This is a genomic window from Arthrobacter sp. KN11-1C (assembly GCF_052180225.1).
Classification (GTDB): Bacteria; Actinomycetota; Actinomycetes; order Actinomycetales; family Micrococcaceae; genus Arthrobacter.
The window spans coordinates 3,677,343-3,696,794 of record NZ_CP197467.1; the positions used below are offsets into that span (position 1 = coordinate 3,677,343).

Sequence of the window (19,452 nt, forward strand, 5' to 3'; positions counted from 1 at the left end):
TACAATGTACTAAATCGCTAGAGCCCCGTACGAACCGCTGGAAAACCGAGGAGTCCCGATGCCGGACGCTGCACAGCCGCTCCCCCAACGGCGCCTTCCGCTGAGCCGCGAAAGGGTGCTTGGCTGCGCTGTGGATCTCGCCGACGAGTCGGGAATCGCCGCGCTGACCATCCGCTCGCTCGCGCAGAGCATGGGAACCAAACCCATGTCGCTCTACTATTACGTGGCCAACAAGGATGAGATTCTGGACGGCATTGTGGACATGGTCTTCAGCGAAATAGCACCCCCCTCCCCAGCCGGCGACTGGCGCGAGGAAATGTACCGACGGGCACACGCCGTGCGCAGCGCGCTCAAACGCCATCCGTGGGCGGTCGGACTGCTGGAGAGCCGCTCTTCTCCGGGCGAAGCCAACCTGCGCCACCACGAAGCGACGCTCGCGACCTTGAGGGCAGGAGGTTTTTCCGTTCAGATGACGGCCCATGCATATGCCTTGCTCGACAGCTACATCTACGGATTCGCGCTCCAGGAAGCCGCATTGCCCTTTGACGGCCGGGACGCCGCCTCTGAGATCACAGCGCCGATTGTTGAACGCTTTTCGACCGGCCAGTATCCGCACATGATGGAGATCGCCACCGAACACGTCCTCAAACCCGGCTACGACTTCGGAGACGAGTTCAACTTCGGCCTGAACCTCATCCTTGAGGGCCTCAGCCAGTCGAAGGGGTGAGCTGGAGGTGCCCGGAGAATCCGAAGCAACACCTGGTCCCGGCCTACGAACCTGGGCAACGAGCTGTTGCATAGTTGGCGGCGGCCCGGCCGGCATGATGCTGGGCTACCTGCTGGCCCGGGCAGGAGTCGAGGTGACAGTGCTGGAGAAGCACGCCGACTTCTTCCGCGACTTCCGGGGCGACACCATCCACCCGGCGACTACCGAAATACTGGCCGAGCTGGGCTTGCTCGAAGAGTTTCTGCGCCTGCCGCACACAGAAGTACCGGAACTGCGCCTCGGCATTGACGGTGAAACCTTCGGGCTGGTGGACTTCCGGCACCTTCCCACCCGGTGCAAGTTCATGGCGTTCATGCCGCAGTGGGACTTCCTGAACTTCCTGGCCGGCAAGGCCAAGCAATATCCCGCCTTTCGCTTGGAAATGAGTACCGAGGCCACCGACCTGCTCCGCAGCGGCGAGCGGGTGACGGGCGTACGGGCGCGCACGGCCCAGGGCGACGTGGAGATCCGGGCAGATTTCACGGTGGCCTGTGACGGCCGGTTCTCCGATATCCGGGAGCACGCGGACCTGCCGGTGCGGGAGTTCGCCATGCCGATCGACGTGTTGTGGTTCCGGGTGCCACGAGGCCAGGATGCGCCGCCGACTTTGGGCTATCTCGGCGGCGGGCAGATCGTGCTCGCGATCGACCGCGGCGACTACTGGCAGTGCGGCACGATCATCGGGAAAGGAACATTCACCCAGATTCAGGCCGAGGGCCTCGCCACCTTCCGAGACCGGGTGGCGCACGCCGCGCCGTTCCTGGCCTCCGGCCTGGATTCGCTGACCGGCTGGGATCAGGTCAAGCTGCTCTCGGTGCGCTCGAATCGGCTGCGCCGGTGGTACCGGCCCGGTCTGTTGTGCATCGGCGACGCAGCACACGCCATGTCACCGGCTGGCGCCGCCGGGGTGAATTACGCCATCGCCGATGCCGTCGCCACGGCCAATCACCTCGCACTACCGCTGCTCAAGGGCACCCTTGCCGTCGCGGACCTTCAACACGTACAACGACGACGTGAACCCGCGATACGCCGAGCACAAGCACTGCAACGGCAGCAGACCCGTCAGCTCGCAGCCCTCTCCCGGAGAAACCCACCCCTCCAGCTCATGCGCCTCATCAGCCGCACACCCTTGGTCAAGCGCCGCCTGGGCCGCATCGTCGGCCTCGGCTTCCGTCGCGAACACGTTCGCAGCCTTCATCACTCGAACCGCCGGTAACCCAACGCTGCACCTCCGCACCGCCGTGGCGCATGGGACCGCGGAGGCGAATGTGACATGGGTGACAATAGTGACGTTTGGTGCGAAGCTTGTCACGCGAGTTGACTATTCTGTCAACTCGGGTCTCATTGATCCTCAGGGAGAATTCGTGAAGAAGATTCTTAGCGTTTCCGGGGCGTTGTTGCTGTTGCTGAGTGCGGTCTCAGCGACAGCACCGGCGGCAGTTGCCCAACCATCTCCGTCAGCCAATTGGCATGCGGAGAAGGCCTGCGCCGATGTCCCAGCCGGCTCCGCCTCGTGTTTTGCGCTCAAGTACGTCGATGATTCAACGGCCGCGGGCCAAGCGCATGGAGGACAGGCCAAGCCTGCTTCGAGCACGCCACCCGCCACCGGCAAGACCCCTGCGGATATACAGAGCGCCTACAACATCACGGGCCTCCAGTCCGGTGGCCGAACGGTCGCCGTCGTGGATGCGTACGGTTATCCGAATCTTGAACGCGATCTCGGCGTTTACCGCTCACAGTTCGGCCTTCCGGCATGCACGGTCAGCAACGGCTGCCTGACGATCATGGACCAAAACGGCGGCAACAGGCTTCCGAGGTTCAATTCCGGGTGGGCTGACGAAACCTCACTCGACGTCGACGCCATCTCGGCAGCTTGTCCGGACTGCAAGATCCTGGTGGTACAGGCGACGACAGCCGGCCTCACCGATCTTGGCACAGCCGTTTCAACGGCCGCCAAGCAGCCCGGCGTCGCGGCGATCTCCAACAGCTACGGCGGCGGGGATTCGGCGGACTCCAGCTACAGTGCGTACTACAACCACCCGGGCATCGCTGTGACAGCGTCAACAGGTGACAACGGGTACACCGGTTCGTCCTACCCTGCTTCCTCGAGCTACGTCACCGCGGTGGGAGGCACCTCGCTGGTCAAGAACTCCAGTTCACGCGGGTGGGGCGAATCTGCCTGGTCCGGCTCTGGATCGGGATGCTCAAGTGTCAACGCCGCGTTGCCTGCGGCTGCCACGTTCGGCACCGGCTGCAGCAAGCGCGCCTCGGCGGACGTGTCCGCCGTCGCGGATCCGCAGACCGGTCTGGCAGTGTACGCACCGAGCAGCAGCACCACCTCGTCATGGGCCCAGTACGGAGGCACTAGCCTCTCCTCGCCCCTGATCGCGGCCATGTATGCGCTTTCCGGGAACACCGGCAACTCCTCGGCGCTGGCCAACTCCCTCCCGTACACAAACTCGGGGCAATTCAATGACGTCGCCTCGGGTTCGACGGGCACTTGCTCCACAAGCCAATGGTGCCTCTCCGGCACCGGATGGGACGGCCCCACGGGCGTCGGCACCCCGAACGGCGTCGCCGGACTCTAAAAATGCAGTAATCACCAGAAGGGTGGCCGGCGTCCAGGACGTCCGGCCACCCTTTTTGGTGCATCTGTGAAAGGGCAGCGTCACGCCACGCAGGTTTTCAGCGCCCCCAACGGACTGTGGGCCCGGAATTCCGGGGTTCCGGAAGAGTCCGGGTGCCAAAAGGTTGCGTGGCGTGACGCAGCCGAACAAGCATCACCACCTCTTCTGCCGGAAAGCGCGGGTGTCTCCTCTGTCGAGCGAATCGGAGGCTGTCTCCTTGGCCGGATCGCGGGACCGGCAATCGCCACGGCCCAGTTGTCTCCCTGTTCGACAGCCTTGATTAGTGTAGAGGTCCAGCTACGCCGTTTGCGTAGGCTCAACCCCACTGCCGTCTGTGACGCGCCGGCCGTCCTGAGCGACGACACTCGCTCTGTGTGATGTGCTCCCGATACCTGAGCCGCAGTCTCGTGCCGAATCCCAACATCCAATAAGCAAGATGCTGCATGGAAGTTCATCTTGTGGTCCGGCTCGAAGGAAGTACAGGAACTCATCGCATCGGCGCTGGGCCAGGTTCCGCAGAATGCTCGAAGCTGGGCTCTCGTTGCCAGCCAGCATCCCGGACCGGGACCTCCGCTCGGACCTTAATGCCGCGCTTCAAATAGCGCTGAGTCTGATTGCCGACAAATAGTGATTGTTCCCGTAATACCCGGCGGATCAACCGAAGCTCGCTGTTAGGGGGCGATGATGCAACCTGAAACCGGTGGTGAACAGGCGCCCGTTCACCACCGGTTCCAGTCATGGGGGTCAGCGCGCTGAGGTGCCCTCCGTGTAGTCGTCGTCGCTTTGGACCCAGGAGAATAGCCTGCGGAGCTCGCGGCCGGTGGCCTCGATCGGGTGTGACTCGGCTTTCTTGCGCAAGGCTTCGAACTCCAGAGCGCCGGTGTCCTGGTCGTCGATGAAGCGCGTTGCGAATACGCCGTTCTTGATGTCGGCGAGAACGGCCTTCATGTTTTCTTTGACGTTTGGCGTGATGATGCGGGGGCCGGAGAGATAGTCGCCGTACTCGGCGGTGTCGGAAACGCTCCAGCGCTGTTTGGCGATGCCGCCTTCGACCATCAGGTCAACGATCAGCTTGAGCTCGTGCAAGACCTCGAAGTAGGCGATTTCTGGTTTGTAGCCGGCCTCGGTCAGGGTCTCGAAGCCATATTGGATCAGTTGGGCCGTTCCGCCGCAAAGTACTACCTGCTCGCCGAAGAGATCAGTTTCGGTTTCTTCGGCGAATGTGGTCTCAATGACTCCCGCGCGGGTGCCACCGATTGCTTTGGCGTATGAAAGGGCAAGATCACGGGCGTTGCCGGAAGCGTTTTGCTCGACTGCGATCAGGTCGGGCACGCCGCGGCCGGCTTCGAATTCGCGGCGCACGATGTGTCCCGGGCCTTTTGGGGCGACCAGGGCGACGTCGACGTCGGATGGCGGCTTGATGTAGCCGTAGCGGATGTTGAAACCATGAGCGAAGAACAGGGCATCGCCGGCCTTCAGGTTCGGCGCAATGTCTTCTGTGTAGACGAAGCGCTGGACCTGGTCCGGGACGAGGATCATGATGACGTCCGCCTCGGCAGCGGCATCGGCGACGGTGAGGACCCTCAGTCCTTCCGCTTCAGCCTTGGATTTTGATTTGGAGCTTTCCTTGAGGCCGACGCGGATGTCCACTCCGGAGTCGCGAAGGCTCAAGGCGTGGGCGTGGCCCTGGGAACCGTAGCCGATGACTGCCACTTTGCGGCCTTGGATGATCGAGAGGTCGGTGTCCTCGTCGTAGAACAATGTAGTCATGGTCAGTTTCCTACTGTGATTGTGGTCGGGGCGGGTCTGGCTGCTGGCGGGTATGGAGTCGGGGAGACCGGGTCCTTCGTGGCTGGGGTGTTCCGGTCGTATTCGCGTACGTAGTCGATGCAGAAACCGACAACACGCTGCACCCAGATCTTGCCCATATCGGTTGATGATTCGCTGAAGTCTCCGGTGACTCCGGTCGGGCAGATTTCGGAGAAGTCCCAGAAGATTTCTCCGGGCAGGTCGTTCGGAGGGATGAGGGCCTGGGTGTAGCTGGATGGTTGCCACCCGCCGAGCTTTATCAGTTCGGGCGTGGGGAGGCGGTCGAGTCTGACTTCGTCGGGGAAGAGCTCCATCATGGCCGACATTTCAGGTTCTGCGCCGTGTCCGTAGACCTTGTCGGGGTCCTTATAGGCGTCCCTCATGAGGGAATAGCCGAGACCCCACGGGTAAAGCCGTCCGACATGCGTACCGAACCGGTCCCGGAGAATATATGCTGCTTCCGCGGTGGCCCCGAGATTTCCGCCGTTGCCGTCCACCAACACGAGTCGCTTGAATCCGTGGCGGGCGAGCTCGGACCCGATGGAAACCACAAGGTCCGTCAACAATCCTTGAGGAAGGCTGATGGTGCCTGCGTAGCCTCGAAGGTTGTGTGAGTGGCCGTACGGAATCGTCGGGGCAACAACGGCTCCTGTGGCGGAGGAAATTTGCCGTGCCACATAGTCGGCGATGAGCGCGTCTTCGTCCAACGGGAGGTGCGGACCGTGCTGTTCAATGGCTCCGATTGGCAGCAGGACCACAGGGTTCTCCATGGCCGCTTCACCTGCTTCGGTCCAGCTCATTGCCCCGAGCAGTCGAGGTCCATCCGGGCCGGGGCGTTCCGCGACCAGGCGTGTAGGCGATGGAGTCCGTTCAGTCATTTGCTGTTCCCTTCCAGGAAGAAGCGGCGGTGTTCGAGGACGGGAACCACTCTTCGCACTTCCGCGAGCCGCTCTGCCGCCAACAGATGGGTAGCCAGTCCGGGCTGCGGTCCGGCGTCGGCCTTGACGACACCTGCGGGGTCCACGATGACCGACCGGCCTACGCAGACGGGGCCGGTTTGTCCGGCAGCGGCTACATAGACGGTGTTTTCAATTGCCCGCGCCCGGAGGAGGGTTGACCAGTGTTCTTCCTTCAAGGGCCCGGCAACCCAGGCTGCGGGTATCACGATCACTTCCGCACCGACGTCGACGAGCCTGCGGGCGGACTCGGGGAACCTGAGGTCGTAGCAGGTCATGAGCCCGAAGGTTGTGCCACCGATGGAGAAAGTGGTTGGTCCGTCCAGTTCCCCGGCCTGCACTGAATCGGACTCCCGGTAGCCGAAGGCGTCGTAGAGGTGGACCTTGCGGTAGGTACCCTGCAGCGCTCCGTCCGGATTCACTACCAGGACGGTGTTGTGGACCTTGCGTGTGGAGTGGATGCTTTCGGTCATGCCGGCGACCACCCACAGATGGTTGGTCCGGGCGGCCGCCTGAAGGAAGCGCGAGAATTCGCCGTCGAGGTCTTCGGAGTGTGGATAGAGATCGCTTGACGAATCGGGGTGGCTGTACATCGCGTTTTCCGGCAGGACAACCAGTTCGGATCCTTCGGACGCTGCTTCGGCGATGAGGGCCGCGATGTTTTTGCGGTTCTGGGCTTTGTCGGTGCCGGCGCTGAATTGCGCGACTGCTACTTTCGGGGACATGTTCATTCTTTCGGAAGAGGGGTTCGCTAGCGCAGGACTCGACGAAGGCCAACGAGCCGTTCCACGACGATCACGATGACGATGCTCAAGACGATCAGCATGGTCGAGACGGCGGCGAGGAGCGGGTCGGTCCTGGTTTGTACGTAGTCGAACATTGCGATGGGCAGCGTCTTGACTCTGCTGGACACCAGGAACAGGCTCACAACGGCCTCATCGAAGGTGAGCAGGAAGGCCAGGACAAATCCCGACAACACTCCGGGCAGTATCAGGGGCAGTGTCACCGTGCGAAAGACGACGGCGGGCGACGCTCCCAGCGTTTGGGCTGCTTCTTCGCACCGTGCGTCCATCGTCGTCAGGCTCAGCAACGTAGTCCGGATAACGTACGGGATGACCAGGCCTGCGTTGGCAAGAATCAGGCCCTGGTACGTTCCCTTGAGTCCCAGCGGACTGAAGACGAGCAACAGGCCGAGCCCGACGACGATCGCGGGGACGAGCAGTGGTGCCAGGAAGATGCTTTCAACAGCCTGGCGTCCGCGGAACTTGCCGCGTGACAGGGCCACCGCGGCCGGTATGGAAACCGCGGCCGAAAGGACGGACGAGCCCGTGGCGACCAGGACGCTGACTTGCAGGGCACTTGCGAAGCCTCCGCCGTTGGCGAACAGGGCCTGGTACCACTTCAGGCTCCATCCGCTGGGAGGAAATTGAAGGAAATCGTCGGCGGAGAACGAAATGATGACCGTGATGATGATCGGGGCAAGCAGAAACAGGTACAGCAGTATGACACCGAGGCGGACAGGCCACCGGCCAAGGACACTTGTTGTCATGAGGAACGGCTCCAATCCAAGCGGTTCATGATGCGCTGGTAACCCACCAGCACGCCGGCAAACAGGGCCATGAGGATGAAGGAAATAGCGGCCGCCAGCGGCCAGTTCAATGAGTTCACGGCCTGATCAAAGATCTCGGTGGCCATGGTAAATACCCTTCCCCCACCAACGAGCGCCGGGGTCACGAAGGAACTGATGGTCAGGACGAACACCAGCAGGCATCCCGTGAGGATCCCGGGCAAGGTGAGGGGCAGGACCACACGGAAGAAGGTGCGGACAGGGCTTCCCCCCAATGTCGCCGATGCCTCCATTGCCGTGTCGTTGAGCCTGGAAGAACCCGTGACAACGCTGAGGATCATGTAAGGCATGAGGATCTCAACGAGGGCGATGATGACCCCTACCTCGTTGTTCGCGAGCTTGATCGGTTCGGAGATAACGCCGGTCCCCAAAAGTACTTCGTTGACGATGCCTTGGTCCCCGAGAATAGCCATCCAGCCGAAGGTCCGGACCACTGCGCTGGTCAGAAGCGGAGCCAGGGCAAGCAGCAGAAGGGCGCTCTTCCACCGGGATTGCGTGCGGAGAAGAAAGAGCGCAAGCGGGAATCCAAGGATTAAGGCCCCGGCTGTCACCGCGACGCCAAGGTACAGAGTTCGTCCGATCAGGCCCAGGTTGAACGTGCTGTTGAAGAATCCGGCGTAGGAATCAAACGCAAAGGCGTCATGAATGATGCCTCCGGCCTCGGATTGGTTGAAGGACATTCTCAGCAACCAAGCGAGCGGGACCCCGAAGATGACACCGATGAGAAGCAGGCCGGGGGCGAGCTTCAAGGTTGTCGACCAGATCGGGGCCAGCACGCGGCGGGGCTTCTCCTGCGCAGCCGCGACGGGCCTGTTCAGTTCCTTAGTGGACATGGTCTGCAACCACTCCGAGGTGCGGGAACAGGACCCGGTTGGCGATTGTCACATCCGGGAGAGGAGTTCCCTCGTCCAGCTTGCGGATGAGGATGTTCTCTTTGGCATCGGATTCGAGTGCCTCGTCGATGATGATTTCGGCATCCGATGCCGGGAGTGCAAGCACTCCGTTGTCGTCAGCGAGGATGATGTCGCCGGCGCAGACTGCCACGCCGCCAATGCTGACCGGGACGTTGACCCCGCCTTGGTTCACGCCGAGCAACTTCGTCGTGAGCACGCTTGTACCTCGGGCGAAGACAGGGAGGCCAATACGGGCGACTTCGTTGAGATCAGTCATGACTCCGTCAATGACGATGGCGGACCCTCCCGCGACTTTGACCGCGTGGGCGACGACCTCCCCGACCGGGGCGTGGCGGCGGTCACCGCCTGTGGAGACGACCAGTACGTCGCCTGGTTCAAGCAGGGCTACTGCCCTGTGCATGAGGGATGAATCCAGCCCCGGGATCTGGACAGTTACTGCCCGTCCCAGAATCTTGCTGCCGGGAAGGTGCGATCGGATTTCGGGTTCCACGAAACCGCGTTCGTGGAAGTGGCCAAGGGTTGGGTAACTGGCCCGCGCTAATTTGGACCTCAGCTCGGGGGTGATTTGCGCGCCGTTCGGGTGTTCGATGATTGGCATGGGGATTTCCTTGCTCTGTTCTCGGGGCCGTTGTCAGGCGGCGATGAAGTGGACGTTGTCCGTAGCTGCCGTCACTGCGGCCTCCGAACCGACCGCGAGGGTCGGCGAGCCGTCGGCCCGCATCTGGACCTTCAGGAGGTTTTGTCCGGTCTGGATTTCATACTGGATGGTGTCGCCGAAATAGGTCGCCGAACGCACGTCTCCCCTGATGCCGTCAGGTGAATCCGAGGCGCTGCGTGCCTTTAGCTGGTGCGGCCGGATCATCGCCGTGGAAGTGCCGGCGGTCTCTCCGGAGATGCGGGGTACGCTGAGGTGGCCTGCTCCGGGCACCTCAATCAGGTGCCGCCCGGCACTACTGGATACTCGGACGCTGTCAATCAGATTGGCCTGGCCCACGAACTCGGCGACGAAACGCGTGGCGGGACGTTCGAAGATGTCGCTCGGCGTGCCGAACTGCTCCAGTACACCCTCGGACATGACGGCGATCTTGTCCGCCATGGTCAGCGCCTCGTCCTGGTCGTGGGTCACGAAAACCGAGGTGATGCCCATCTTGCGTTGAATGCTCCGGATCTCTGTGCGCATGGCGTCCCGGAGCTTGGCGTCAAGGTTGGACAACGGCTCATCCATCAGGAACAGCTGGGGATTTACGACAATTGCCCGGGCCAGCGCGACGCGCTGTTGCTGGCCGCCGGACAGTGCGGTCACCCTCCTGTCGGCCAGATGTCCCAGCCTGACCAGATCGAGCACGTTCTGCACCCGAACGACGATTTCCGTCTTCGGGATATGCCTCATCTTCAGCCCGTAGGCGACGTTCGACTTCACGTCGAGGTGAGGAAACAGCGCATAGTTTTGAAAGACCATGCCGATGGAGCGCTTGTGCACCGGCGTCTTGGTGATGTCCTTGCCCTGTACGTGAATGGAACCCGATGTCGGGTCAATAAGCCCGGCAATCATGCGCAGAGTTGTTGTTTTGCCGCATCCGGACGGTCCAAGGAGAGCGAGGAAGTCGCCCTCCTCGACTTTGAGCGACACGCGGTCGACGGCGGCCACGGGGGTGTTCTTGTACTTCTTTGTCAGGGCGCTGATGCTCAGGTAGCCCGCCCGGGCGTCATGGTTTGTAGAAGTCATTACTTTGCCGCCACAACTTCGGTCTTGAGCCGGGTGGCCCAGGAATCGCGCTGCTTGACCACGACATCCCAGTCAAGAGGAATGACACGGGAGGATTTGGCGGGGTCAGCGGTAGGAATCTTCGCAAGGAGGTCGGCCGAGAGCTGGACCTTTGTGTTGGTTGGGGCATAGGCCATGAGTTTGGCGAAGCTGCCCTGAGCTTCGGTGCCAAGAGCGTAGTTGATGAACGCAGCCGCGGCCTTGGGATTCGGCGACCCCTTCACCTGGTTGAGGGTGTTGACCTGCAGGACGGTCCCTTCCTTGGGCAGGACAGCCTTCATGGCACCGTTGGACTGGTCGGCAAAGAGCTGCGCGCGGGCATTCCAGCCCACCCCATACGACGCGCTGCCGTTCTGAACCATCGTGTAGGGGTCAGGCTGCGGATTCCACGTCTCGACCCGGGATGAAAGTTTGGCCAGCTTGGCAATGCCCTGATCGACCGACTTCTTGTAATCGCCGCCCTCCATCTGGGTCGTGATGACGGTGAGCCCCACTGTGCTGGTCAAATCAGGAGGTCCGATGATGGCCGTCTTGCCGTCTGCTGCCGGATCCTCCCACAGGGCGTTCCACGACTCGGGCGCGGTCTTCACGGTCTTGGTGTTGTACATCAGCGCGACGCTGTCGAACGTGACGCCGGCACCGAAGTCTCCGTTGATGCGGGCTTTCGGATCGAGGTCTTTCAGGTTGGGAACGGCTGCCGGGTCCAGCGCCTGGAAGATGCCTTCGGCGTTGGCCGTGCGGGCCACCGCCAGATCGAGGAGGGAAACATCGACGCTGGGGTTGTTCTTGTCGGCGCGAAGCGCCGCGAGAGACTCTGCGCTGGTGCGAGCCTGGACAAACGAGATCTTCAGGTTCGGGTGAAGCTTCTCAAATGGCTCCACAACGGACTTGACGTAATTGTCCTGGAACACGCCCGGATAAATGCTGAACACGAGCTCACCGGAAACATCGTCTCCGTTCGCCGACTGGGCGGGTGCTGATCCGCCGCAGGCCGTAAGTGCCAGGGCTGGCAGCGCTAGCAAAGCAGCGCCTTTTGCGAGACGCCATCTGGTTGAAGTCAATTTGTGCTCCTGTGGGTAAGTGTTGCTCTGACTGAAAATGCCCGAAAGCGAGGGATTTTGTGGAACTTATTGTGGAACTGTGGATAGCTGTGTGTCAAGGGTTACATCTCCGTGTGACTTCGACCACGCCTCAAAAGTCGCAGTCGCTTCGCATGTTTGCAGGGGAAATACGGGAAAGTACGGCGGTAGTAAAGTCACGGCCGACCGACCGCATCTTGCCAACAGAGCTAGAATCCGCCATCGGGGCGATGCGGAGTTTCGCACGGGAAATTTAGCCAGAGTCCACGAAATCGGTCATTAGTAGTCAAAATGTGGGCGTTTCGGGCTTGCGGGACACGATTGCCGCCGACATACTGATTGACATGAACCCACGGAAACCCTCGGAAACGGGCAACGATGCTGGTCGCTGAAAGACATCGTCGGATCGTCTACAAACTCCATGGCACCGGAGTAGTTAGCACGGAGGATCTGGCCCAGTCGTTGTCTGTGTCCCACGAGACGATTCGTCGGGATCTTGCAGTGTTGGAGAAACGCGGCCTGCTATCGCGAGTCCACGGGGGTGCGACATCCCCCTTGCCACTGCCCCCTGGGGAAGAACCGCCATTTGCGGAACGCGCCAACGTGGCAAGCGAGGCGAAGGAAAGAATCGGCCAAGCAGCTGCCTCGCTGCTAGAGCCGGGGCAATTCATAGTCCTGGATGTCGGAACAACCGCCCTTAGCGTAGCGAGGGCAATCCCCAGCGATTTTCGCGGCACAGTGGCGACCAATTCGCTGCTTGTCGCCATCGAACTTTCGAATCATCCAAACGTGGTGGTCCACGTGGCCGGGGGCCGGCTTCGGGGCGGAGACATGGCGCTCTCCAACTCCAACGCCCAAAACTTCTTCAGAGATCTGCACCCGGACATCGCTTTCCTTGGATCCGGTGGAATCGACGCAGCAGCAGGACTAACCGACTACTACCTTGAGGAAGCAGCGGCCCGGAAAGTCATCATTCAAAACTCTGCCGTCTCGTACGTCTTGGCGGACTCATCAAAATTCGGACGGGTAGCACGCCATCGAGTCGCCGGCCTCCAAGAGCTCACCGGGCTAATCACCGACTCCGAACCACCAGCCACCATCCGTGAAGCACTCGAAAAGAGCGGCGGAGTAACAATCATCGCCTAACTCACCACATGAAACATCTTCAATAAGGTTCCATTTTGATTGAGACTGAAACGAGCGACCGCCGGCACTGCCCGCAGGCATCTTCAACGGGTCACCCACCTGCCCCTTCGGCGAATCAGCATTCTCTGGATGCCGTTGGCGCCCAGAGCCCAGGCGAACTCACATAGGCTCAGCGTTCGCGTCGGCACGCCCGGTACCCCGATGGCCGCTAAAGGCTTCGCTGAGGTGTTGACAGCCCCCGTCCTCCACTAGAGGGCGGCGCGCGCCTCGTCTGCGTTCAAAAGCCTTCCACCAAGGCCGCCATTCTGGTGAAGATCGCCTCGCATCAGCTCCAATCTGCCGGCCGCATCGATTCCCCCGGCCTTGACCGGATCAAAGCCAGCAGCACTGATGAGCCGCTCCGCGGTTTCGGCCCCCGCGTCGTCGTCGGTTGCGTAGAACAGGACAGCCCGCTCGTCCGGCCGGTTGGCTGCCGACCCCAGCGCGTCGGCACCCAACGTGCCGAAGGCCTTCACGAAATGGGCGCCGTCAGGGAGCAGGCCTGCCACGATCGAGGCTGCTGATTGGCCCTCCGGCAGCGTAGTGGTATATCCGCCCTGGCCGTCAGGCCCGATCGGATTGGTCGGGTCGAACACGACTTTGCCGACCAGTGCCGCTGACAATTGGGAAACGAGTTCCTTCTCGGTATCCAGCCACACGGCCATCACGACGGCGTCAGCCTGTGACACGGCGTCGGCGACGCTCGCTGAACTCGCCAGCGCACCCAGCTCAGCGGCCAACGCTTCAGCATGGGATTGATCCCGGGCTGCCAAAACAACTGGCTCGCCGCCTTGGACAAGGTTCCGGGCGACCCGGGACCCGATGTTACCGGTTCCAATGATTGCAGTTGTCACGTCAACCTCCAGATGATGATGATGGGCTCCTTGGTTTAATGGTCTGTTGTCGTGAGTTTGGGCAAGCCGCTCACGCCAAGGTGCCCGGTTCCGATGGTACGACCCGCTGCTAGCGGGCGACATAGGCGCTTATCGGCGCAAAATGTGGGAGGCCCGGGAAGGCTATCGAATGCAATGCGGGTGGTCCACAAGCTGACTGGATTCGCGCGCGTTTCCGCCGGCGACGCAGTGATTCTGGCATCGCTCCCTCCGTGTCTCACAGTCCGTCTGTAGGTCCCGCCCTCAGGCGAGGAGTGGGAGACTCCGACGTTGGAGCCCCGCTGTTTGAGTCGAGCTATTTGAGTCGAGCGCGCTGATCGTTCGAGTTGTAGATCATTGCTGGCCCTTAACCGCTTCGTACTGGATTCCCGGACTTGCGCACGAACTCCAGACGATTTCCATCGAAGTCCGCCACGTTCGCTGCGTAGTAGCCGGGGGCGAAATAGGTGCGGTAGGCCGGTCTGCCCTCATTGATACCGCCGGCACTCATTGCAGCACTATAGGCATCATCAACGGCCTCGTTCGTGTCGCACACGATTCCGAGGTAGAGGCCGCTCTCCCCGATCTTGCGTTGACGCAGCCAGATGCTCGATCCAACTGCTTCCACGCCGCCGTATGCAGCGTCGCCGACGCCGTGCAGATCCGGGACGTCCTCGGGTCCCGCCGATGCCTCATAGTTGCCCAAAGGTCTCCACCCAAGCGGTTTCAGTGCTGCAGCGTAGAAGGCGAGGGAACGCTCGATGTTAGTAACTGAGACGTAAACGTGGTCGATCATGAATGTTGTCCTTGCGTGCGGTTTCTCGTGAAGTCGGATGCGCGTGTGGCTGCGGCTAATCGACCCGTTGCGGCTGCCATGCGCTAGCGCTTCGAGTAGCGAATTCCCGGAAGGTACGCGGCGGCCGGCCAGTCACATTCTTAATGACGTCTTCGGGTCGCGACCCGTTGCCGCTCGCCATGGTTGTGGTCAGCTGGCGCAGCACGGCGCCATATTCGGTTGGGACTCCGCTCGCCAAGACACCATCAATCCAGCTGTCTCGGTCGATGTCGACGTGGGTGATTGTCTGTCCCGCGGCCTCGCCGATGATCCCGGCTGCTTCGGCGACTGTCAGCGCCTCGGGCCCGGTCAGGCTGTAGGCGGCCCCTGCGTGGGCGACCGGTTCGGCGAGCGTCGTCGCCGCGACCGCGGCGATGTCCTCGGCGTCGACGAACGATTCAGAGCCATTGCCAGTGGGCACGACTATCGCCCCATCGATCGGCTTGAGGAAGGTTGCACTAAAGTTCTGCATGAACCACGCGGGGCGCAGCAAGGTGTGCGTCAGCCCGGACCGGCCCATCAGGTCGAGCTCCACGGCGCGAGTGGCCACTGCTTCTGATGCATGCTCCATGCCGTAGGCGCTCAGGAACGTTACGTGCTGGACGCCGGCGACTTCGGCCTGATCGAGGAAGTTCGCAACGTTGGCAGCAAAATCGGTGCGCATCACCGGGGCAACGAGGTAAACGCCCACGGTACCGGCTTGCCATGCGAAGGTCCTACGACCAAGGCCCGGCTGCTCCACGCTGGTATCATGCCGCAGCTGACCCTCGATTGGGCCCGGCCCTTCGGTCCATGCACGAGATGCCTGCAAACCCCTGGACCGTTCCCGAACTGGCCGCGCTCAGCGCGATGTCGCGTCCGTCGTTTGCGCGCAATTTCGAACGCGCACTTGGACAAACACCGATGCAATATCTAACGGACTGGCGGCTGACGCTAGCTCGCGACTACCTGCTTGCCGGTGAACTGACGCTCGATCAGATCGCGCGCCGTACTGGATATAGCTCACCAAACGCATTCGCGGCGACCTTCCGACGGCACGTCGGGCTTCCTCCCGGTCAGTGGCGTCAGCAGGAACTAGCCAAGCCCCCCATGCCCGTTTACGGTCCGTAGCGGGCCTCCGACGAGGAAAGCCTGGAGGGGACAGGCGTCGGCGTCGGGCATCTTGGTGCGCTCCTGGCGAAACGGCTGCCTGCGGCGGCACTCGTGGAAGACGCCCGGCGCATGCTGGAAACAGCAATGGATAGCCTGGCGGGGAACTCGTGAGCACCATGCCCGGGAGCACGTCCGTTGCATCGCGGCGGGGCTGGATGATTACGCGCTGGAACACGAAGGCAACACACCGTTTGCCCTGCTGAAGAAGCGGAGCAGCGGACTGGGTCCCTCTGTCGGAATCGGAAACCTCGATCGTTCCATCAAGGACGGGAGCGCCCTGAGCACAGTGCGCCACCGAAAGGTGTGTGGCGCTGACCGCTTCACCGAACCAGCCCTCACGCCCGGCGGTCCACAACAAAGATTACCGTCGAGACCCGCGGTGAAGCCGAACCGGCTCCCGAACCCGGCCGCCTTCCTCCGCCTCGCCGGTACGTCCTTGAAGTTCATCGGTATCGGCAGGCTAGTCCGCGCGACCCTATGTTCCTGTTGCTGGCGATCTGGTCGCGCGTCTTCGGCGACAAGGCCTCAACCAAGCCGAGATTGCGGAGGAGCACCGACTGAGGTGACCAAATAGGCGACTCCTGACCAGGGAAGTCTTCGCGTCTCCCTGGTCAGGACACCATAAACGGTAGAAGAGTGGCGGTCACCGCCTCTTTTCTTTGGCGAGTGTTACTGCAGGATGGCGTCGGCTTCGATTTCGACCAGAAGGTCGTCGGCGGCGAGGGCGCCGACCTCAACCACAGCTGTGACGGGTCGGATGTCGCCGAAGATTTGGCCGTGGACGGCTCCGACGGCGTCGAAGTCTGCAATGTTGGTCAGGTAGACCCTGGTGCGCACGACGTCCGCGAATGATCCGCCGGCCTGGATGAGGGCGGTCTCGATGCGGTCGAATATTTCGCGGGCCTGGGCGGCGGCACTATTTCCGCCGACCGCCCCGTTGCTGGAGCCGGCCGTGGTTCCGGCTACGACGATCTGGTTTCCGACGCGGACCGCGCGGGAGTAACCGAGGATCGGTTCGCGGGCGGATCCGGATGAGATGTTCTGGCGCTGGGTCATTCTGTTTCTCCTGATAGAAAGGTTGCGCGGCGGGTGCCGGGCATGGTCGAGCCGTGCCCCCACGAGCGGGGCACAGCGCCGGCAAGAGCCGGTGGCTATTTAGCGAGGCTGATGGTGACGGCGCCGTCGTTCCAGTTGATCTGGCTGAGCATGCTGGACGGGACACGGAAAACCCGGCCCGGCGCTGCGGGCCACCAAAGCCGCTTCCGGGCGATGACTGCGCCGTTTTGGCGCAGTACTACTTCGGGGAACGGGACGTAGGTATCGCTCCAGAGCAGAAGACGACGGCGGGGCGGCGCCGGGTCGTGTTGGCGCAGCAGGGCGGGCGCTACCCACCTGAATGGAGCGTCGGCCGTCAGGCTGAGCGGTGCTCCCGCCGGCCGGTCGCCCCGGAGGTAGTTGACAACGTGATCGGCTACGGCAGCGCCGTCGAGTGCCGCGACATCGGCGGTATCCACGGGGTGCAGCATGTTGCCGATGGCAAAGATGCCGGCTTTGTTCGTCCGCAGGGCGGCGTCCACCAGTGGTGATTTGCTGACGGGGTCGATGTCGACGTCGGCGGCCCGGGCGAGTTCATTGTCTGGGATCCAGTCGCCGGTGAGGATGACGGTGTCGCAATCGACGATCCGTCGTTGACCGGTGTCGATGTTTTCGATCTCCACGCCTTGGACGTTCGGTTTTCCGATGATCCGGGTAACCCTTGTGCGTGTGGCTACTTTGGTGCCGAAGAACAGCTTTCCGGGTCCGCTGAATAGCCGGTAAGCATCCGCCTTAGGGTATTCAGTGGTCATCAGTACCGACTTGCACTTGACGTGTTTCAGGGTCATAGCGGCCGACCAACTGACTAACTCGGCACCGACGATGACGGCCCGTTTGCCGACCTTGCCGTGCTTGAGGTGAATGATGTTCTGCAGGTGCCCTGTGGTGTAGATGCCTTTGCCGCGGTCACCTGGAATGAGCCGGGCGGGACGGGGCCGTTCCCTGGCGCCGGTGGCGAGAATGACCACCTTCGCGTCGACGCGCACCCGCCCGTCGGGCATCGTGACGTTGACGGAACGCTCTCCTGCCCAGTCGGTGACGGTGGCGTTGGTGATGATTCTTGCACCGGCAGCTGTTGCCTGCTCCCGCAGAATACGGGCGTATTTGGGCCCGTCAATGAACTTGCCCATGTCACGGATTCCGTAGCCGGGATGGTCGCTGTGCCGCGGGATGCCGCCGGCGGCACTTTCCCGTTCGAGGACGAGGACTTCGCCGCTCACGCGCGGAGCCAGTTCGGCTGCGGCGCGGAGGCCGGACGGTCCGGCGCCGATGATCAGGACGGTCGGGGTCAGGACCGTGCCGTTGGTGCTCACTTGGTGACCTCCACGCTGGTAGCTTTTGCTTTCGGATTGACTGGGGCGTTGGCACTCTGACCGCGGGATTCGAGCAGCTCGCTTACTTCCGCGCCGCAGAAGAATCCCTGGCACCGGCCGTTCTGGGCGCGGGTCCGGCGGCGCAGCCCGTCCAGGGTGCACGGCGGGATGGGAGAACTGAAGGTGTCGCGGATTTCACCGGCGGTGACACGTTCACAGAAGCACACGATCTTCCCGTAGGCAGGATCTTCCGCGATTCTCGCTGCGTCTTGGTAAGGGCGGAGGAAAGCTTCGCCGATGTTGGGCATGTGTGGTGGTTCGGGCAAGTTGTCCTGCTCCACCAGCTCAATGGCGCCTGTTGCCCTGAGGAGTTCGTCGACGTACTCGGCCACGGCGATACCGGAGGTCAGGCCGGTGGAGCGGATGCCGCCGGCGATCACGTATTGCTGTTCCGTGTCGACCTCGATCAGGTAGTCCGGGTAATCGCTCGCTGCGCGGAGTCCGGCATATGTGGCCGTTACCTCTTCTTCGAGGAGTTTGGGCATAATCTTCTCGCCCTTGCCTTTCAGGAAGGCGAAGCCGCTCTCGGACGTGCCCGTGTCGGTGCGGTCCTTGAGGTCTTCGGCGGTGGGGCCTAGCATCACATTGCCGTAAATGGTGGGGCTGACCAGCACACCCTTGCCCAGTGCCGTCGGCACGGGCAAAACGATCTTGTCCACGAGGGGCCGCGCCTGCTTGTCGTACACCAGCAGCTCGCCGCGTCGGGGGGTCAGGTGGATGCGGTCATAGCCGAAGAGCTGATCGATCGTATCCCCGCCCAGCCCGGCGGCGTTGATGACCCAGCGGGCGCTGATCCGGTCGATGCTGGTGTAAAGGTGTGTGACGCCGTCGACCCTGTCGATGCTGGCGACGCGGCGTCGGAGCAGGAGCTCCGTTCCGCGCTGGACAGCGTCGGTGGCCAGGGCAAGGTTGGTGGTCCAGGTGCAGATGATGGACTCGTCCGGGACGGAGAGCCCGGCCAGGGCGCCCTCGCCCAAGTGAGGCAGGAGCCGGTAGATTTCCGCGGCGTCGATGATTTCGGTCTTGGCGTATCCGTTTTGCTCGGCCTTGACCTTCAGGCCGGGCAGGGCGTCGCGCTGCTCGTCATCCCACGCGACCAAGATGGCGCCGGTGTGTTCGACAGGAATTCCCGTCTGCTTGGCGTACTCCGAGAGCAAGTGGTACCCCTCGTGCACCATCTTCGATTCAAGGGTTCCGGGCTTGGCGTCGAATCCGGTGTGCAGGATCGCCGTATTGGCCTTGCTCGTGCCGTCCCCCACGTCTTCGCGCGCGTCGAGGAGCACGACGCTGAGCCGGTATCCGGCCAGCTTCCGTGCTATGGCTGAGCCCACAATGCCGGCGCCGATCACGGCGACATCGTAGGTTTTGTTCTCGGTGTTGCTCATTCGGGTATTCTC

19 protein-coding genes and 1 pseudogene are annotated in these 19,452 nt (G+C 62.3%); 6 read left to right on the plus strand and 14 right to left on the minus strand.

Annotated features, from left to right (window positions below; all coding sequences use genetic code 11):
- Positions 1–58: 58 nt before the first annotated feature.
- The 3 genes from ACSBOX_RS17145 to ACSBOX_RS17155 all read left to right on the plus strand — a co-directional run bounded on the left by ACSBOX_RS17145 (position 59) and on the right by ACSBOX_RS17155 (position 3,354).
- Entirely contained in the window at positions 59–727 is a 669-nt protein-coding gene (locus ACSBOX_RS17145; protein WP_442543528.1) for a TetR/AcrR family transcriptional regulator, read from the plus strand.
- 94 nt (positions 728–821) lie between these two features.
- Complete coding sequence (locus tag ACSBOX_RS17150) at positions 822–1,982, plus strand: FAD-dependent oxidoreductase (RefSeq protein WP_442543529.1); 1,161 nt, start codon at positions 822–824, stop codon at positions 1,980–1,982.
- Between the two features lie 148 nt (positions 1,983–2,130).
- Positions 2,131–3,354: a S53 family peptidase gene (locus ACSBOX_RS17155; RefSeq protein ID WP_442543530.1), complete on the plus strand. Its 1,224-nt coding sequence runs from the start codon at positions 2,131–2,133 to the stop codon at positions 3,352–3,354.
- A 783-nt stretch (positions 3,355–4,137) separates the two neighbouring features.
- Here ACSBOX_RS17155 and ilvC read toward each other — a convergent pair.
- Genes ilvC through ACSBOX_RS17195 form a run of 8 tightly spaced genes read right to left on the minus strand, consistent with a single transcriptional unit; the run spans position 4,138 to position 11,525 of the window.
- Complete coding sequence (ilvC, locus tag ACSBOX_RS17160) at positions 4,138–5,163, minus strand: ketol-acid reductoisomerase (protein WP_442543531.1); 1,026 nt, start codon at positions 5,161–5,163, stop codon at positions 4,138–4,140.
- Between the two features lie 2 nt (positions 5,164–5,165).
- Positions 5,166–6,080, minus strand: a complete 915-nt coding sequence (locus ACSBOX_RS17165) for a creatininase family protein (protein WP_442543532.1) — start codon at positions 6,078–6,080, stop codon at positions 5,166–5,168.
- Entirely contained in the window at positions 6,077–6,883 is an 807-nt protein-coding gene (locus tag ACSBOX_RS17170; RefSeq protein WP_442543533.1) for a carbon-nitrogen hydrolase family protein, read from the minus strand. The genes ACSBOX_RS17165 and ACSBOX_RS17170 overlap by 4 nt, the downstream gene beginning before the upstream one ends.
- A gap of 26 nt (positions 6,884–6,909) precedes the next feature.
- The gene (locus ACSBOX_RS17175) at positions 6,910–7,707 is read right to left on the minus strand and encodes an ABC transporter permease (protein ID WP_442543534.1); all 798 of its coding nucleotides are present in this window, start codon (positions 7,705–7,707) and stop codon (positions 6,910–6,912) included.
- Positions 7,704–8,618: an ABC transporter permease gene (locus ACSBOX_RS17180; RefSeq protein ID WP_442543535.1), complete on the minus strand. Its 915-nt coding sequence runs from the start codon at positions 8,616–8,618 to the stop codon at positions 7,704–7,706. Before ACSBOX_RS17180 ends, ACSBOX_RS17175 begins: the two co-directional genes overlap by 4 nt.
- A complete protein-coding gene (locus ACSBOX_RS17185) occupies positions 8,608–9,297 on the minus strand; it encodes an RraA family protein (protein WP_442543536.1) in 690 nt (229 codons plus the stop codon). Before ACSBOX_RS17185 ends, ACSBOX_RS17180 begins: the two co-directional genes overlap by 11 nt.
- A 33-nt stretch (positions 9,298–9,330) precedes the next feature.
- Positions 9,331–10,425 (minus strand): ABC transporter ATP-binding protein, encoded by a 1,095-nt coding sequence (locus ACSBOX_RS17190; protein WP_442543537.1) that lies wholly within the window; start codon positions 10,423–10,425, stop codon positions 9,331–9,333.
- Positions 10,425–11,525, minus strand: a complete 1,101-nt coding sequence (locus ACSBOX_RS17195) for an ABC transporter substrate-binding protein (RefSeq protein WP_442543538.1) — start codon at positions 11,523–11,525, stop codon at positions 10,425–10,427. The genes ACSBOX_RS17190 and ACSBOX_RS17195 overlap by 1 nt, the downstream gene beginning before the upstream one ends.
- A gap of 396 nt (positions 11,526–11,921) precedes the next feature.
- Between ACSBOX_RS17195 and ACSBOX_RS17200 the strand changes: the two are divergent.
- Both ACSBOX_RS17200 and ACSBOX_RS17205 read left to right on the plus strand, forming a co-directional pair.
- Positions 11,922–12,038 (plus strand): annotated as a pseudogene (locus ACSBOX_RS17200) (DeoR family transcriptional regulator); the annotation flags it as partial.
- A 108-nt stretch (positions 12,039–12,146) separates the two neighbouring features.
- Positions 12,147–12,689, plus strand: coding sequence for a DeoR/GlpR family DNA-binding transcription regulator (locus ACSBOX_RS17205; RefSeq protein ID WP_442546057.1), 543 nt, complete (start codon positions 12,147–12,149; stop codon positions 12,687–12,689).
- A gap of 248 nt (positions 12,690–12,937) precedes the next feature.
- Here the strand turns inward: ACSBOX_RS17205 and ACSBOX_RS17210 are convergent, their stop codons facing one another.
- The 3 genes from ACSBOX_RS17210 to ACSBOX_RS17220 form a co-directional block, all read right to left on the minus strand.
- Complete coding sequence (locus ACSBOX_RS17210; protein ID WP_442543539.1) at positions 12,938–13,582, minus strand: NADPH-dependent F420 reductase; 645 nt, start codon at positions 13,580–13,582, stop codon at positions 12,938–12,940.
- Positions 13,583–13,967: 385 nt separating this feature from the next.
- Positions 13,968–14,396: a VOC family protein gene (locus tag ACSBOX_RS17215; protein WP_442543540.1), complete on the minus strand. Its 429-nt coding sequence runs from the start codon at positions 14,394–14,396 to the stop codon at positions 13,968–13,970.
- 55 nt (positions 14,397–14,451) lie between these two features.
- Positions 14,452–15,126, minus strand: coding sequence for a hypothetical protein (locus ACSBOX_RS17220; RefSeq protein ID WP_442543541.1), 675 nt, complete (start codon positions 15,124–15,126; stop codon positions 14,452–14,454).
- Between the two features lie 101 nt (positions 15,127–15,227).
- On the opposite strand from ACSBOX_RS17220, the gene ACSBOX_RS17225 reads away from it, so the two are divergent.
- Entirely contained in the window at positions 15,228–15,545 is a 318-nt protein-coding gene (locus ACSBOX_RS17225) for a helix-turn-helix domain-containing protein (RefSeq protein WP_442543542.1), read from the plus strand.
- Positions 15,546–16,256: 711 nt separating this feature from the next.
- Here the strand turns inward: ACSBOX_RS17225 and ACSBOX_RS17230 are convergent.
- From ACSBOX_RS17230 to ACSBOX_RS17240, 3 genes are all read right to left on the minus strand, one after another.
- A complete protein-coding gene (locus ACSBOX_RS17230; protein WP_442543543.1) occupies positions 16,257–16,643 on the minus strand; it encodes a RidA family protein in 387 nt (128 codons plus the stop codon).
- 95 nt (positions 16,644–16,738) lie between these two features.
- Positions 16,739–17,995 (minus strand): NAD(P)/FAD-dependent oxidoreductase, encoded by a 1,257-nt coding sequence (locus ACSBOX_RS17235; RefSeq protein WP_442543544.1) that lies wholly within the window; start codon positions 17,993–17,995, stop codon positions 16,739–16,741.
- On the minus strand, positions 17,992–19,440 hold the full coding sequence (locus ACSBOX_RS17240; protein WP_442543545.1) for an NAD(P)/FAD-dependent oxidoreductase: 1,449 nt from the start codon (positions 19,438–19,440) through the stop codon (positions 17,992–17,994). Before ACSBOX_RS17240 ends, ACSBOX_RS17235 begins: the two co-directional genes overlap by 4 nt.
- Positions 19,441–19,452: the final 12 nt, after the last annotated feature.